17 protein-coding genes, 2 pseudogenes and 1 riboswitch are annotated in these 14442 nt (G+C 42.0%); of the genes and pseudogenes, 16 read left to right on the plus strand and 3 right to left on the minus strand.

Annotated elements, in window-relative coordinates; all coding sequences use genetic code 11:
* Positions 1-132: 132 nt before the first annotated feature.
* From ACQRCC_RS10985 to ACQRCC_RS11030, 10 genes and pseudogenes are all read left to right on the plus strand, one after another.
* A complete protein-coding gene (locus tag ACQRCC_RS10985; RefSeq protein ID WP_427850820.1) occupies positions 133-585 on the plus strand; it encodes a YaiI/YqxD family protein in 453 nt (150 codons plus the stop codon).
* A 130-nt stretch (positions 586-715) separates the two neighbouring features.
* On the plus strand, positions 716-1552 hold the full coding sequence (locus ACQRCC_RS10990; RefSeq protein ID WP_427850821.1) for an AIM24 family protein: 837 nt from the start codon (positions 716-718) through the stop codon (positions 1550-1552).
* Between the two features lie 26 nt (positions 1553-1578).
* Complete coding sequence (locus ACQRCC_RS10995; RefSeq protein WP_297872880.1) at positions 1579-1764, plus strand: DUF6440 family protein; 186 nt, start codon at positions 1579-1581, stop codon at positions 1762-1764.
* Positions 1765-1823: 59 nt separating this feature from the next.
* Positions 1824-1979, plus strand: coding sequence for a hypothetical protein (locus ACQRCC_RS11000; protein WP_427850822.1), 156 nt, complete (start codon positions 1824-1826; stop codon positions 1977-1979).
* A gap of 293 nt (positions 1980-2272) precedes the next feature.
* Complete coding sequence (locus ACQRCC_RS11005) at positions 2273-2464, plus strand: hypothetical protein (RefSeq protein ID WP_427850823.1); 192 nt, start codon at positions 2273-2275, stop codon at positions 2462-2464.
* 356 nt (positions 2465-2820) lie between these two features.
* Positions 2821-3236, plus strand: a pseudogene (locus ACQRCC_RS11010) (transposase); the annotation flags it as partial.
* Between the two features lie 313 nt (positions 3237-3549).
* The gene (locus ACQRCC_RS11015; RefSeq protein WP_427850824.1) at positions 3550-3870 is read left to right on the plus strand and encodes a type II toxin-antitoxin system RelB/DinJ family antitoxin; all 321 of its coding nucleotides are present in this window, start codon (positions 3550-3552) and stop codon (positions 3868-3870) included.
* Between the two features lie 55 nt (positions 3871-3925).
* Positions 3926-4213, plus strand: coding sequence for a type II toxin-antitoxin system RelE/ParE family toxin (locus ACQRCC_RS11020; protein ID WP_427850884.1), 288 nt, complete (start codon positions 3926-3928; stop codon positions 4211-4213).
* Between the two features lie 9 nt (positions 4214-4222).
* Positions 4223-4577 (plus strand): annotated as a pseudogene (locus ACQRCC_RS11025) (DUF188 domain-containing protein); the annotation flags it as partial.
* Entirely contained in the window at positions 4574-4798 is a 225-nt protein-coding gene (locus ACQRCC_RS11030) for a hypothetical protein (RefSeq protein WP_427850825.1), read from the plus strand. The pseudogene ACQRCC_RS11025 and the gene ACQRCC_RS11030, both read left to right, overlap by 4 nt.
* Here ACQRCC_RS11030 and ACQRCC_RS11035 read toward each other — a convergent pair.
* A complete protein-coding gene (locus ACQRCC_RS11035) occupies positions 4776-5561 on the minus strand; it encodes an EAL domain-containing protein (RefSeq protein WP_427850826.1) in 786 nt (261 codons plus the stop codon). The genes ACQRCC_RS11030 and ACQRCC_RS11035 overlap by 23 nt on opposite strands.
* Before the next feature lie 369 nt (positions 5562-5930).
* On the opposite strand from ACQRCC_RS11035, the gene ACQRCC_RS11040 reads away from it, so the two are divergent.
* Positions 5931-8360 carry a choice-of-anchor I family protein gene (locus tag ACQRCC_RS11040; protein WP_427850827.1) on the plus strand — a complete coding sequence of 810 codons (2430 nt, stop codon included), beginning with the start codon at positions 5931-5933 and terminating at the stop codon, positions 8358-8360.
* 57 nt (positions 8361-8417) lie between these two features.
* Here ACQRCC_RS11040 and thiC read toward each other — a convergent pair whose 3' ends face one another.
* The gene (thiC, locus tag ACQRCC_RS11045; protein ID WP_427850828.1) at positions 8418-9728 is read right to left on the minus strand and encodes a phosphomethylpyrimidine synthase ThiC; all 1311 of its coding nucleotides are present in this window, start codon (positions 9726-9728) and stop codon (positions 8418-8420) included.
* A gap of 196 nt (positions 9729-9924) precedes the next feature.
* A riboswitch (TPP riboswitch) is annotated at positions 9925-10034 on the minus strand.
* 169 nt (positions 10035-10203) lie between these two features.
* Here thiC and ACQRCC_RS11050 point away from each other — a divergent pair.
* The 4 genes from ACQRCC_RS11050 to ACQRCC_RS11065 are packed head-to-tail and all read left to right on the plus strand — an operon-like array spanning position 10204 to position 13210.
* On the plus strand, positions 10204-10776 hold the full coding sequence (locus tag ACQRCC_RS11050) for a 2-oxoacid:acceptor oxidoreductase family protein (RefSeq protein ID WP_427850829.1): 573 nt from the start codon (positions 10204-10206) through the stop codon (positions 10774-10776).
* Entirely contained in the window at positions 10776-11078 is a 303-nt protein-coding gene (locus ACQRCC_RS11055; RefSeq protein WP_427850830.1) for a 4Fe-4S binding protein, read from the plus strand. Before ACQRCC_RS11050 ends, ACQRCC_RS11055 begins: the two co-directional genes overlap by 1 nt.
* Before the next feature lies 1 nt (position 11079).
* Positions 11080-12261, plus strand: a complete 1182-nt coding sequence (gene porA, locus ACQRCC_RS11060) for a pyruvate ferredoxin oxidoreductase (RefSeq protein ID WP_427850831.1) — start codon at positions 11080-11082, stop codon at positions 12259-12261.
* A gap of 16 nt (positions 12262-12277) precedes the next feature.
* Positions 12278-13210: a thiamine pyrophosphate-dependent enzyme gene (locus ACQRCC_RS11065; RefSeq protein WP_427850832.1), complete on the plus strand. Its 933-nt coding sequence runs from the start codon at positions 12278-12280 to the stop codon at positions 13208-13210.
* A gap of 280 nt (positions 13211-13490) precedes the next feature.
* Here ACQRCC_RS11065 and ACQRCC_RS11070 read toward each other — a convergent pair whose 3' ends face one another.
* Positions 13491-13823, minus strand: a complete 333-nt coding sequence (locus tag ACQRCC_RS11070; RefSeq protein WP_427850833.1) for a sporulation initiation factor Spo0A C-terminal domain-containing protein — start codon at positions 13821-13823, stop codon at positions 13491-13493.
* A gap of 187 nt (positions 13824-14010) precedes the next feature.
* Here ACQRCC_RS11070 and ACQRCC_RS11075 point away from each other — a divergent pair, with 187 nt between their 5' ends.
* A complete protein-coding gene (locus ACQRCC_RS11075) occupies positions 14011-14409 on the plus strand; it encodes a GH25 family lysozyme (RefSeq protein WP_427850834.1) in 399 nt (132 codons plus the stop codon).
* Positions 14410-14442: the final 33 nt, after the last annotated feature.

Raw genomic sequence — 14442 nt, forward strand, 5'->3', positions numbered from 1 at the left:
AATAATTAAAAATAATCAATGTTTGCGGTGACGTTGTGATATTTTCACTCAATTGGATTCCAAAATAATAAGCAAAAAAACCCATTCAGGCATGATTTGGGAAAGTTATGATCTGATGAAAGGAAAGAAAAAATGAGGATACTGGTAGATGCGGATGCCTGCCCTGTGGTGTCAATCGTAGAAAAAACAGCAAAGAAATATGAGATTCCGGTTGTTCTCTTGTGTGATACAAACCATGTTTTATATTCGGATTACAGCGAGGTGATCACAGTGGGAGCCGGTACTGATGCAGTAGATTTTAAATTGGTCAGTCTATGTCAGAAGGGAGACATTGTTGTGACACAGGATTATGGTGTGGCCGCAATGATCCTGGGAAAAGGTGCCTATGGTATCCATCAGAGCGGTAAATGGTATACAAATGAAAATATCGATCAGATGTTGATGGAACGTCATCTGGCGAAGAAAGCAAGAAACGCAAAGAAAAAGCATCATTTGAAAGGACCGTCAAAACGGACGGAGGAAGATGGTAAACGGTTTGAAGAATCGCTGAAAAAGCTAATAGCTAAATTAATCCCGCAAAATTAGTGAAATACGGGCTCCTATTTCTATATATGGACGGTGTATTTATTTGGGTGTGGAAAATATAATTGTCTTATAGAACAGTATTATTCATTTGTATTATCAGATGGGTGTGAAAAGAGAGGAGAAAACAATTATGAGAATTGTAAATCTTGAAAATGATAACAGAAAATTTATTAAGTCAGTGGATAATTTCCATGTGCTGGAATATGTACAGGATGCCAGTGTATCTCCAATGAATGCAATCGATGAATATTTTATGAGTAAGATGAATGTCAGAAGAAGACAGGTCGTGATTGATATCAGTAAAGATCATTCGGCAGTCATTCAGGTAGGTTCGATGCAATGGATGGGAGGAAGTGTTAAGGCAACATCCGGTGTAAAAGGAATAGGAGATCTTTTTGGTAAAGCATTAAAAGGTGCTGTTACAAAAGAGTCTGCTGTGAAACCGGAATATGTTGGAGAAGGATGCCTGGTATTGGAGCCTACATATAAATATATTATTCTTCAGGATGTGTCGAAATGGGGAGCAGTTGGAATGACCATTGAAGATGGAATGTTCCTTGCCTGTGATGCCCGTGTGAAAAGAAATGTCATTGCCAGGAAAAATGCTTCTTCTGCTGTATTAGGTGGAGAAGGGCTGTTCAATATGAGCCTCCAGGGAACAGGTGTGGTTGCGCTGGAATGTAATGTTCCGGAGAATGAACTGATAGAGGTCGAGCTGGAAAATGACGAGCTGAAAATTGATGGAAATCTGGCAGTATGCTGGTCATCCAACCTTGATTTTACTGTTGAGAGGACGACAAAGACACTGGTAGGATCTGCAGTCAGTGGAGAAGGACTTGTAAATGTGTATCGTGGAACAGGAAGAGTTCTGATGAGTCCTGTTGCGCCGACTTCTTCTCTGTTTGAATCGACAAATACGATCAGTGCAAAGGCCGCAGCGAAAAACAGTAACACATTAGGAAAATAAATCAAGATTTATAGGAGAATTGAAATATGGCAAAAAAAGAAGAAAGATTTGAGGTTGTCTTTGCTGATGGTTCTCAGTTAAAAGATGCGGGTATTCGTCAGATTTTAGTAGACCATGAAACTGGCGTGAACTATTTGATTTGGAAATCAGGATATGCAGGCAGTATTACTCCATTACTTGACTCCGAAGGAAAAGTTGTAATTACCAAATAATTTTCAGATTATAAACCTCATAAACTCAGAATCCAAAAATTTTAGAGGTGGTATATGATTTGGAAAAAGAAAAAAGGGAAGCAATTGATTCTGGTAACAGGGCATTGAAAAGCCTCAGGAATGCACAGGACAACCTGAACAGTGCAAAAAACTGGGGGCTCTGGGATATGTTTGGAGGGAGATTTACTAGATACTCTTCTTTAAATTTCCTTTAGGTGCATTCCCGGAATCCCTTGTATTTCCGCGGCTTTCCGCTTTTTTTCAAAAGGGGGCGGACCTGAACCAATCTGATCAGGAGCCTTACACACTGTAACAAAAGCAACAAAAGCCAAAATTCATGTAGAAAAACTAAACATGGAAATTTCATACCACATATGGTAACATATTTGTGAATATATTTCTAAGCACACAAATCATCCATAATAGTTTTTAAAAATATTATAAATTCAAAATAACAAAAGATTTATCGTTATTTTGGGCATTATAGAGAAGGATTGGAGGACCTATCATGAAAGAAAAGGAAGAAACAAAAAGAATGCTTTCGGATGAAGAATTGACCGGGGTTAGTGGTGGTCAAGAAGAAGTAGGATGGGTTTGCCCACAATGTGGCAAAGAGTATACAATTTACAACCCGTGTGGTACTTTTCCGAGTCAATGGAATTGCCCGAATTGCGGCTATCTTAATGAACCAGCAGGCTAATTTCAGAGGGACCAGGAACACTTGTATTTCGCAAGCAGGGAAATCACAAATTGACTCATCTGTATTAATAGGAATATAATATCAATAGAAAAGGACTACCGATAGACGGTTGACCTAGGAATATGATTAACTAAAAAGTAATCGCAACTTTGGACCGGGCGGTTACTTTTTTGCGTTAATCAATCCTATAATTAATCCAAGATTATTCACGGCACAGCCGTGTGAGTGGCTGAAAGCCACATAGTTACTGTATTTTAACTGAATATTGTAGATACCTTATCATTGGAAAGCAATAGACAGATTAAAATAAATTTTGATGGAGGAGATTTATCCTCCGATGCAGGCTTACTTCTCATCAAAGAATTCGTAAGCAAACCCTGAATGATTATTCGGAAATCCGTATTCTGCTTCGCGGTGACAGCGGTTTTGCTACGTCAGACCTTTATAAACGGTGTGAGGAAAATGGCACAAACTATGTGATTCGACTGAAGGAGAATGGAATCCTCCGTGAAAAAGCATCCCACCTTGTGGATGAGCTTGATGAGATCACCCCAAATAACAAAGTCGATTATGCGGTAGTTTATGGTGAATTCATATACAAAGCAGGTTCATGCTCTTGCATATAACATATTTAAAACTGCTGAAGATTGCTGTAAAAGTAGTTCGTTCAGCAAGATACATCACATTCAAGCTGTGTAGCAGCTGCCCTTATAAGAATGAATTCTATGTGACACTTTCAAATATCAGTAGGCTGAATGTTCAGCTGGAATAGCAACTATTAACGAACCTTGACAGCTTAACAACTGTTCTGAAACTCTGTTATAGGGATTTTATACCCTTTTGACGGGTTAATTGAATGATGTTATGGCTACAAGTATCTATTTTCAAATTCATGATGCAGTTATCAGTTCAGATATTGTTCCGTGAATAATTCAGAATTGTTTATCCCGGCAAACAGCATCTGATCTTCCAATCGCACACTTGGAATATAAGCAATCAAGCATATGATGAAAAACGGATGTAATGACATTGTGTTTACACGACGTGGGCATTGTGTTATGATTAAGAAAAAGGAGGTATGTCTGATGGATACAAAGTTAAATGTTGCAACAGCACCAAAGGATTCGACTTTCCAGGTGAGAATCAATTCAGAAATAAAGAAAACCGTTGAAGATATTTATGCAAAAACCGGAATGACGTTGACAGATGCATTTAATACATTTATTCAGCAATCTCTTAATGTTGAAGGTTTACCTTTTATTGTAACGAAGAACAGTAAAGAAGCACTAAAAGAACAGTCAATTGCAATGCTTATGCTTGATTTAAAACGAGCAGAAGAAAGAGCAGAGATTGAAGGCTGGATAGATGCAGATGATTTGGAAAAAGAATTGGGGGTACTTGATTGAAAAGATAAAATATACTCCTGATGCAGCGGATAAGCTGCGAGAGCTTAAATAGGTAATTACACAGCAATATGGTACAAATAGGGCAAAAGAAATAATCAAAATAATAACAGAAGCTATAAGAGGTCTCTTTGAGAATGAAAAGAAAGGACCGGAAGTATCACAGATGTTTGATGTTGTTACAGATTATAGATACTTATTTGTGTCTAAGAATTATGTGTTTTATCGTATCGAAGATGAATATATTCGAATAATCAATCTTTATCATGAAAGAGAGGATTTTATGTGGCAGTTGTTCGGTATTGATACCACTCCACAAGAAACGATTGATTATTGGGATGAGTAGAACGCTTTTGTTGTTCTCTTGTGTGATACAAACCATGTTTTATATTCGGATTACAGCGAGGTGATCACAGTGGGAGCCGGTACTGATGCAGTAGATTTTAAATTGGTCAGTCTATGTCAGAAGGGAGACATTGTTGTGACACAGGATTATGGTGTGGCCGCAATGATCCTGGGAAAAAGGTGCTTATGGTATCCATCAGAGTGGTAAATGGTATACAAATGAAAATATCGATCAGATGTTGATGGAACGTCATCTGGCGAAGAAAGCAAGAAACGCAAAGAAAAAGCATCATTTGAAAGGACCGTCAAAACGGTCGGAGGAAGATGATAAACGGTTTGAAGAATCGCTGAAAAAGCTAATATGAGAATTGTAAATCTTGAAAATGATAACAGAAAATTTATTAAGTCAGTGGATAATTTCCATGTGCTGGAATATGTACAGGATGCCAGTGTATCTCCAATGAATGCAATCGATGAGTATTTCATGAGTAAGATGAATGTCAGAAGAAGACAGGTCGTGATTGATATCGGTAAAGATCATTCGGCAGTCATTCAGGCAGGTTCTATGCATTATTCTCACGGATAATATCTTTGAGCGATTGCGGAATTTTCTGAAGTGCCTTTGTTGGTTTTCCCAGAAAATATCCCTGCCCGTAATCAACGCCAAGCCTTATGAGGGCAGTAAGTTCTTCTTTCGTTTCAATTCCTTCTGCAATCAGGGAAATATTTTCGCTGTGGCAGAATTTGACAAGCCCCTCCACATAAGAATTTTTCACACAATCCTTGTCTATATCGGTTATGAGCGACATATCGATTTTTACGTATTTCGGATGCAGGAAAAAGATGCGGTTAAAATGTGCGTGTCCTTTTCCGAAATCATCAATTGCAATCTCATAATTCTGCTTTTCATAATGGTTTACCGTCTTTTGAAATAGAGTAATTTCCTTAATATCCGTTCTCTCACATACTTCAAAAACGATATTCTCTGGTGAAATATCATAACGTTTCAGATAATCAAACGTCATTCCCGCCTTAAAACGTTCATCACGAAAAATATTCGGATCAACATTTAAAAACAGCTTTTTCTTTCCTATATCATTCCGTGCCCCTTTTAAAGCCTTTTTTCTGCAAATATATTCCAGATTCCAAAGATATTGAAATTCTTCCGCATAGGTAAACATTTCTTCCACATTAAAAGAACAGTTTTCCAGCGAAATGCGCGAAAGTGCTTCATATCCTAGAAGTTCTCCTGATTTCAAAGATACAATTGGCTGATATACCGGATACACTTTTTTCTTTTCAATGATTTGTTCCATCTGCTTCTTAAGTATAATACAATCTTCTGACATTTCTCTTCTTATCTAAGCTCCCTATAAAGTCTCCCAAAAATCCCGGATATCCCATAAAACCAAATGCCCGGATTTATGCACGTATTATAACAAGTGTATGTAAAGAATGATTGCACCAGTTTGTAAAATTCCTGAAAAAAGTTGGCAATCCTTTGATGTAGCTTTTTTGGTGTATGGGTTTTTCTTACAGATTTTACAGTGATTTTACATGGATGTGATATTAGAATTAACATAGCATTCCTATAATTATTAATGTCTATAGGTATGCATGGAATCGAACTGGCGTCCCTCCAGTTCTGTCTGTGTGACTTTAGTCCATCTCTTTACCGAGAATGTATTACAGAATAAACTTGAATTGGAGGAATGTAAATGAAACGATTAACAAGAGTTATGTTGGCGTTTGTTCTGATGCTTTCAATGGGTTCAACCGTGTTTGCTCAGGAAGGTGAGGCATTTCAGAATGAGAGCGACAGCACAGAGATCGTCTCTGCACAGCCAATCATTGAACAGATTTATGGAGGGGGAGGTAAAGGAGAGACACCTATTGCTAACAGCTTCATTGAACTGTACAATCCTTCTGATGCAGAGGTAGACCTGAAAGAATACACACTGTCAGATGGCACAAATACATTGCCGTTAAGTGGTATAATTTCTGCAAAGGGATCTTATCTTATCATTGGTGCAGCCGAGGAAACAACAGATGATTTCCTTACCTATGACTTGCCGCAGGCAGACTTGACTTGTGACTGGACAATCAATAACAAAAGTTACACCATCAGCCTGTTAAAGGGCAGCGAAGAGGTTGACACTGTGACAGCTGGCAACAGTCCTGAAACAAAGATTTCCAAACAGAAATCACTTAAGAGAACGAATCACGCAGATTTCGGACTTGTTGTATGGGAAAAAACTTCTGTGACAGTCGATGATGCATACGTAATGGCCAATGCGCCGAGAAACAGTAAGGGTGACTATGGCAAGGTTCATACCATTGAAGCTGAACCTGGTGAACCCGGTGAACCTGTTTATACTCCGGTAGTAACTGGCGATACCCGTGTGAAGGGATATTACGATTCTACAGGTTCCCTTCAGCTGGAGCTTGCAGGCCGTCATAACTCCGGGGCAATGAACGAAGATGGCGGCAGCCTTGAAATCGTAACCTACAATCCGGTAAATGGTTATGCCTATGCAGTAAGCGGTGTTAAGGGCAAGCTGATTGCCGTTGACTTGAATGGCAAACTGGACGGTGATGAGGTGGTAAGTCTTGCAGGTACAGAATATGATGTAAAGGCGCTGGTAGACGGATTTGCGTATGGGGATATGACTTCTGTAACAGTTTCTCCTGATGGAAGTAAACTTGCAGCTGCAATCCAGGCAGAGAATTATGCAGACAATGGTGTAGTTGCTCTGTTCGCTTGCAATACTGATGGTTCTCTGGAACTTCTCTCTACTGTTGCTGTGGGCGTGCAGCCGGATATGCTGACATTTACAAGCAATGGCACGATTTTGACGGCAGATGAAGGTGAGCCGAGAGAAGGTACTAATGCTGTGGATCCGAAAGGTTCTGTAACAATTATTACAATTGACAGTGCGAACAACATGAACGCAAAATCAGCATACTTTGACAATTTCGACGCAAAGAGGGAAGAACTTACATCCGCCGGTGTGCTTGTCCAGAAAGATAAGCAGCCTTCTACCGATTTTGAGCCTGAATATATCGCAGTAGCAGGAAATACAGCCTATGTTTCTTTGCAGGAGGCAAATGCTGTAGCAGTACTGGATATCGCTTCCGGAGAATTTACAAACGTATATCCGCTGGGATTCCAGAACTATGGTACGACAAAGGTGGATCTTGAAAAAAATGGCACAATTGAACTGAAAAACTATGAAAATGTCTATGGAATCAAGATGCCTGACGGGATATCAGTTGCTGAAATAGATGGTAAAACATATTTGTTTACAGCTAACGAGGGGGACAGCCGTGCTGACTGGCCAGGTTTTGACAATGAATATGAAAACAAAACCTCACCGACAGGCAACGTTACTTTGGATTCTAAGGTTGTCTGGTTCAACGCAACCATGTGGGACGGGCTGGACAATGAGAAAGCTTATGTATTCGGAGGACGATCATTTTCAATATATGAGGCAACTGCCGGCGGCTTAAACCTTGTGTTTGACAGCGGCAGCGAGTTTGAACAGGTAACTGCTGAGAAATTACCGGATTACTTCAATGCTTCCAACGATAAGATAAGTCTGGACAACCGCTCCGGCAAAAAAGGCCCGGAACCGGAGAGCGTGGTTACCGGCACGGTGGATGGAAAGACATATGCCTTTATTGCTATTGAAAGAATCGGCGGCGTGATGGTATATGACATTACTGACCCTGCAAATGCAAAATTTGCAAATTACATCAATTCCCGTGAATTTGATGAGGCAATCAAGGGTGATGTTTCCCCCGAAGGACTGTGCTTTGTGTCTGCATCAGACAGTAAATCGGGCAATGCACTTCTTCTTACTGCCTGCGAGGTATCCGGTACACTGGCCGTGTATGAATGCAGGTACAATGGGGCGTACACACCATCTGAGGAACCTGGGGATTCGGAGGTTGAAATAGCAAAGCAACAAACAACTGACCCGACTAATCCGCCAAAGTCGAGTAAAAACAATTCGAACACAGGCGCATCGACCAGTCCTCGAACCGGTGACAACAGCAACCTGCTTCTCTGGGCCGCACTGTTGCTTGTGAGCATTTTCGGCGTAGCCGGGGCTACGTTTTACGACAGAAAGAAAAAAATCAGATAAAACTTAACAGGGACAGGTTCCGTGACTCGTTAGAGTCGAGGAACCTGTCCCCGCTGACTACTCATCAAAAATACTTACGATTTCTCCGTCAAGAATACGGTTGGTGTTCTTGACTGCACAGAAGTTACCGCACATACTGCAGGTATCTTCTTTTTCAGGTTTTGCCTCAGCGCGGTAGCGGCGTGCTTTTTCCGGATCCATGCTGAGGTTGAACATTTCTTCCCAGTCCAGACGTTTTCTTGCCTCGCTCATCTTGTAATCCCAGTCGGCAGCCCCCGGAATTCCTTTGGCAATATCAGCTGCGTGTGCTGCAATCTTAGCGGCAACGATTCCTTCCTTCACATCTGCGGCATTTGGGAGACGCAGGTGTTCAGCCGGTGTTACATAACATAAGAATGCTGCGCCGGAAGCTGCGGCGATTGCGCCTCCGATGGCGGATGTAATGTGATCATATCCCGGAGCTACATCGGTTACCAGAGGTCCGAGAACGTAGAATGGTGCGCCATGGCAGAGCGTTTTCTGGATTTCCATATTTGCAGCGATCTGATTCATCGGCATATGTCCCGGCCCTTCGATCATAACCTGAACATCTTTTGCCCAGGCGCGTTTGGTCAGTTCTCCCAGTGTGATCAGCTCTTCAATCTGAGCAGTATCCGTAGCATCTGCGATGCATCCCGGACGACAGGCATCTCCAAGGCTCATGGTAATATCGTATTCACGGCAGATATCAAGAATCTCGTCATAGTGCTCATAGAACGGATTTTCCTCTCCGGTCATCTCCATCCATGCAAACATGATGGAACCACCGCGGGATACAATGTTCATAAGACGTTTATTCTGTTTGAAACGAGCGGCAGTTGCCCGATTCATACCACAGTGAATGGTCATGAAATCCACACCGTCTTCAGCATGCATTCTGACGATATCAAGCCATTCCTGAGCGGTGATCTGACCCAGTGGTTTGTGATAGTAAACAACGGCGTCGTAAATCGGAACGGTACCGATCATTGCCGGACAGTCCTGGGTGAGTTTGCGACGGAAGGTTCTGGTGTCGCCATAGGAACTCAGGTCCATAATGGCCTCTGCGCCCATTTCAACGGCAGAACGTACCTTTTCATATTCCATATCTACATCTTTCCAGTCACGGGAGACTCCTAAGTTGACATTGATCTTGGTTGTTAACTTAGCGCCTACTCCGCTTGGACTTAAAGATGTGTGGTTCTTGTTGCATGGGATGATGATTTCTCCTTTTGCAATCGCTTTGCGCAGTTCTTCTGCGTCCCAGTGTTCTTTTTCCGCAACGATTTTCATCTGCGGTGTGATGATACCCTGGCGGGCAGCATCCATTTGTGTGGTGTAACCAGACATAATCTTTTCCTCCTAAACAAAGTTTCTGAATGCAATGCGGCAGTGATGCCGCCATTCGTTTTATACCGCGGCAGAAGGTGGTGCTCCCAATCTGTCGCCGGGGTGAGTTGCTTTCAAGATTTGATCACCGCCTAAAGAGGCGGGAATCATCTCCCATCTGATATAAAAAGCGGTATGCAAAGGGAGCATACCGCAATCAATACAGACCTTATGTTCCCTACGTTGGCATTACCCAAATCAGGTTAATGGGTTAAAGCGGACTAGCTTACTCTCAGCCTGCTTCGGCAGGCACCCCTTTTACGTTTTTTATTATAACGCTATTTTTCTGATGATACAATATGAAAATCAGGAAATAAATCAGGAAAATAAGAAAGAAAATAAGAAAGAAAATAAATTTCTGCATGGACAATTTTAGCAGATTAAAGTACAATAGTGACTAAATTCACTTACTAATAGGAAGAAAGGAAGAAGAAAGATGAGTAATCTTACAGAAATCAGATGGCATGGACGCGGTGGACAGGGTGCTAAGACAGCTGCTCTTCTGCTGGCAGATGTGGCATTTCAGACCGGTAAATATGTGCAGGGATTTCCGGAGTATGGTCCGGAGCGTATGGGTGCGCCGATTACTGCCTATAACAGAATCAGTGACACACCGATTCGTGCACATTCCAATATTTATGATCCGCAGTATGTAGTAGTTGTAGATGAGTCTCTTCTGGAGGCGGTAGACGTGACCAGCGGATTAAAGAAGGATGGAGCGATTCTGGTGAACACAGAGCGCCCGAAGGAAGAGATTATTCCACATTTAAAAGGATATGAAGGAAAGGTTTATACCATTGATGCCCGTAAGGTGTCCATGGCAACAATCGGAAAATATTTTCCCAATACACCGCTGTTGGCAGCAATTGTAAAAGTGGCGGGAATTATGGATGAAGAGACATTTTTAAAAGAGATGCGTGCATCATTTTCTCATAAATTTGCCAGCAAGCCGGAAGTAATTGATGGTAATATGAAGGCACTTGAGATGGCACTTAAGGAGGTACAGTAATGGCTACAGATATCACAAAATTAGGTGTGAAAGCAGGCTGGAAGGATCTGACAGAAGGTATGGTGATTGCCGGAGCAGGAACTTCTAAAGATTTTAACACCGGTGAATGGTCTACCAATAAGCCGGTATTTATTGAGGATAAATGTAAACAGTGTCTGCTCTGTGTTCCGGTATGTCCGGACAGTTCTATCCCTGTAAAGGATATGAAGAGAGGGGCATTTGACTATGATCACTGCAAGGGATGCGGCATCTGCGTAAAAGCATGTCCGTTCGGAGCAATCACAATGGAAGGGGTGAAGTAAGATGGCAAAGAGAGACAGATTATCAGGAAATGAGGCGGTGGCAATCGCCCTCAGACAGATCAATCCGGATGTATTTCCGGCATTTCCGATTACACCATCCACAGAAATCCCTCAGTATTTTGCTTCTTTCGTGGCAAATGGACAGGTGGATACAGAGTTTATCCCGGTGGAGAGTGAGCACAGTTCTATGAGTGCGGCTATCGGAGCTTCCGCGGCAGGTGCACGAAGCCTGACAGCAACCTCTTCCTGCGGTCTTGCTTATATGTGGGAAGAATTATATATTGCGGCATCTAATCGTCTGCCACTTGCACTTGCACTGGTAAACCGTGCACTGTCCGGGCCGATTAATATAAATTGTGATCATTCCGACAGTATGGGAGCAAGAGATGCCGGATGGATTCAGATGTATGCAGAGAACAATCAGGAAGCATATGACAATATGGTACAGGCTTTCCGGATTTCTGAGCATAAGGATGTAAGACTTCCGATTATGATCTGTCAGGATGGTTTCATTACCAGTCATGCGGTTGAGAATATAGAGCTTCTGGAAGATGAAGATGTGAAGAATTTTGTCGGAGAATATAAGCCGGAAAATTATCTGCTGAATCCGGAGTGTCCAATGGCAGTTGGCCCGTATTCCATTACAGATTATTATATGGAGGCAAAAAGAAATCAGGCAGAAGGCATGAAGAATGTAAGCCGGGTAGTAAAGGAAGTGGCAGACGAATTCGCCGCATTATCCGGAAGACAGTATGGTCTGTTTGAGGAATATTGTCTGGATGACGCTGAGGTGGCAGTGGTAATGATCGGTTCTGCAGCAGGAACTACCAAGGATGCCATCGATAAGATGCGTGCTGACGGAGAGAAGGTTGGTCTTCTGAAGATTCGTCTCTATCGTCCGTTCCCGGCAGAAGAGATTGCAGAAGCGCTGAAAAATGTAAAGGCTGTTGCGATTATGGACAGAGCAGAAGGATATACCAACCACGGCGGTCCTCTGGGAGCCGATGTAATGGCAGCACTGTTCCGTGCTCGTTCACAGGCGCTTGCAGTAAACTATATCTATGGTCTTGGCGGACGTGACGTTCGTGTAGAAGACATGGAAGGCATATTTAATACCCTGAAACAGATGGTTGAGACAGGTGACGCAGGTGAGACTTACCGTTATCTGGGAATTAGAGAATAAGGGGGAGACGAAGAAGATGAGCTATAATTTTAAAGAGACGATGAATAAGCCGGAACGTCTTGCTCCGGGCCATAGAATGTGTGCCGGATGCGGAGGTACCATTGCAGTTAGAAATGTACTTCGCGGACTTCATGAAGGAGATAAGGCGGTAATCGGAAATGCAACCGGATGTCTGGAGGTATCCACCTTTACCTACCCGTATACTTCCTGGGAAGACAGCTATATCCACAATGCATTTGAAAATGCAGGTGCTACCTTAAGTGGTGTGGAAGGTGCATATAAGGCATTGAAAAGAAAAGGCAAACTGGACGAGACCTATAAATTCATTACTTTCGGCGGTGACGGAGGAACCTACGACATCGGATTCCAGTCCCTCTCCGGAGCAATGGAGCGTAATCATGACATGGTCTATGTCTGCTATGATAATGGAGCTTATATGAACACCGGTATCCAGCGTTCTTCCGCAACACCGATGTATGCAGATACAACCACAACACCTGTTGGAACCAAGAGCAACGGAAAACCACAGAACCGTAAGGACCTGGCTGCTATCATTGCGGCACATGATGTTCCGTATGTGGCACAGACTACATTTGTGCAGAATTTTAAAGATTTACATATCAAGGCAGAAAAAGCTATTTATACTCCGGGAGCGGCATTCCTGAATATCATGGCACCATGTCCGCGTGGATGGAGATATAATACTCCGGACATTATGGAAATCTGCAAGCTGGGTGTAGAGACCTGTTACTGGCCGCTGTTCGAAGTGGTAGAAGGAAAATGGATCCTGAACTATGAGCCGAAGAAAAAGCTTCCGATTGAAGACTTCTTAAGACCACAGGGCAGATTCAAACATTTATTTAAGAAAGAAAATGAATATCTTCTGGAAGAGTTCCAGAAGGAAGTAGACAGAAGATGGGAAGAGCTGCAGTTCAGATGTTCAAGATAATGAAAATAATATAGTAGAAAGAAGAACCCCTCGCATTGGCTGGATGCGAGGGGTTCTTGTCTTTATTGTTATCTAAAAGGAATGAGAGTAAAGTGCGACACCGGGGAGTCTGGCTCCCCAGCGTGTGTACTTTAATGAGGGGGGAGATAGTTGAGCTCTATCAACTATCTGATTATAGTATATGAGATAAATGTGTCTAAAATATGTTGAAACTCTAAAAGAAAACGAAAATTTCTTAACCAAAGCTTAAGAAAATAAGAACTTTTTCTTTTGGTGGGTGTTAAACCGAAGATTCCTGGCGCAAATGGTTCACAATAATATCCAGGAATTCGCCGGTAGTAGGCTTGGATAATAGTGGATATAAAGAAATTTCATTTAACAGTGCTCGGTTACCGCGTTCCCAACATACAGTAATTACTGTTCGTAAATCCCGTTCTACACTACTGACACTTGCCTGGCAGATGTGAGCAATTTGGGGATATAGGAGTTTGCTGATTCCCAGGAGGTAATCTTCATCTTCCAGGCACAATTTTACTGCAAGTAGTAAATAGCGGTATCCGCGATAAGTAGCACCGATTCCAAGAGAGCGAATTAGATGTTGTACCTCGTTCATATTATCAGGGCTCCTTTCTTTTGTGATAGAGTACCTATAAATATCATAATCGCAAAGGAGAATAAAAGAAAGTTTTCGATAATATTCGACAAAAAACATCAAAATCAGACATAATCACATTTAGCCCGCACCATCATATATTAATTATAAGAAGTAAAAGTTCTGAATTGAAAAGTGGAGAATGGATATGGCGGTTATTCGTGTGAATGAAGAGTGGGGGAATGTTGACTGGAATAGGATGAAGGAAACTGCTACGGACTATGTCATGTTGAGAGCAGGTTATGGAGGGGGTGTGATAGATGTTCAGTTTCGGAAAAACGCTCAGAGTTGCAATGACATGGGAATTCCATTTGGCGTATACTGGCTTTCTTATGCGCTGACACCGAAAATGGCAGAGGAGGAAGCACGGCATTGCATGGAAACGATTGAAGAGTATAGAGTGTGCGGTCCGGTACAGATGGAATTTGATGAATCTTCTGCCCGGTATGTAAGGTCAAAAGGGGTTGTGGTGACCCCGGAATTCGTAGTATCTCTGAAAAAGTCATTTCAAAGAAAGGTACAGGAGACGGGATTAAAAAAATCTTAAGAAATTCCCTTGATAGACCTTAAAAATTCCCTG

Origin of the sequence: Sporofaciens sp. SGI.106, from assembly GCF_050314255.1 — a bacterium.
Classification (GTDB): domain Bacteria; phylum Bacillota; class Clostridia; order Lachnospirales; family Lachnospiraceae; genus Claveliimonas.

Excerpts from the sequence above, each read along its gene's own strand:
- ACQRCC_RS11035 (WP_427850826.1), bottom strand. The coding sequence starts at position 5,561 with ATGTCAGAAGATTGTATTATACTTAAGAAGCAGATGGAACAAATCATT.
- ACQRCC_RS11030 (WP_427850825.1), top strand. The coding sequence starts at position 4,574 with ATGAGAATTGTAAATCTTGAAAATGATAACAGAAAATTTATTAAGTCA.
- ACQRCC_RS11005 (WP_427850823.1), top strand. The coding sequence starts at position 2,273 with ATGAAAGAAAAGGAAGAAACAAAAAGAATGCTTTCGGATGAAGAATTG.
- ACQRCC_RS10995 (WP_297872880.1), top strand. The coding sequence starts at position 1,579 with ATGGCAAAAAAAGAAGAAAGATTTGAGGTTGTCTTTGCTGATGGTTCT.
- ACQRCC_RS11015 (WP_427850824.1), top strand. The coding sequence starts at position 3,550 with ATGGATACAAAGTTAAATGTTGCAACAGCACCAAAGGATTCGACTTTC.
- thiC (WP_427850828.1), bottom strand. The coding sequence starts at position 9,728 with ATGTCTGGTTACACCACACAAATGGATGCTGCCCGCCAGGGTATCATC.
- ACQRCC_RS11075 (WP_427850834.1), top strand. The coding sequence starts at position 14,011 with ATGGCGGTTATTCGTGTGAATGAAGAGTGGGGGAATGTTGACTGGAAT.
- ACQRCC_RS11065 (WP_427850832.1), top strand. The coding sequence starts at position 12,278 with ATGAGCTATAATTTTAAAGAGACGATGAATAAGCCGGAACGTCTTGCT.
- ACQRCC_RS11055 (WP_427850830.1), top strand. The coding sequence starts at position 10,776 with ATGGCTACAGATATCACAAAATTAGGTGTGAAAGCAGGCTGGAAGGAT.
- ACQRCC_RS11070 (WP_427850833.1), bottom strand. The coding sequence starts at position 13,823 with ATGAACGAGGTACAACATCTAATTCGCTCTCTTGGAATCGGTGCTACT.
- ACQRCC_RS10990 (WP_427850821.1), top strand. The coding sequence starts at position 716 with ATGAGAATTGTAAATCTTGAAAATGATAACAGAAAATTTATTAAGTCA.
- ACQRCC_RS11040 (WP_427850827.1), top strand. The coding sequence starts at position 5,931 with ATGAAACGATTAACAAGAGTTATGTTGGCGTTTGTTCTGATGCTTTCA.
- ACQRCC_RS10985 (WP_427850820.1), top strand. The coding sequence starts at position 133 with ATGAGGATACTGGTAGATGCGGATGCCTGCCCTGTGGTGTCAATCGTA.
- ACQRCC_RS11050 (WP_427850829.1), top strand. The coding sequence starts at position 10,204 with ATGAGTAATCTTACAGAAATCAGATGGCATGGACGCGGTGGACAGGGT.
- porA (WP_427850831.1), top strand. The coding sequence starts at position 11,080 with ATGGCAAAGAGAGACAGATTATCAGGAAATGAGGCGGTGGCAATCGCC.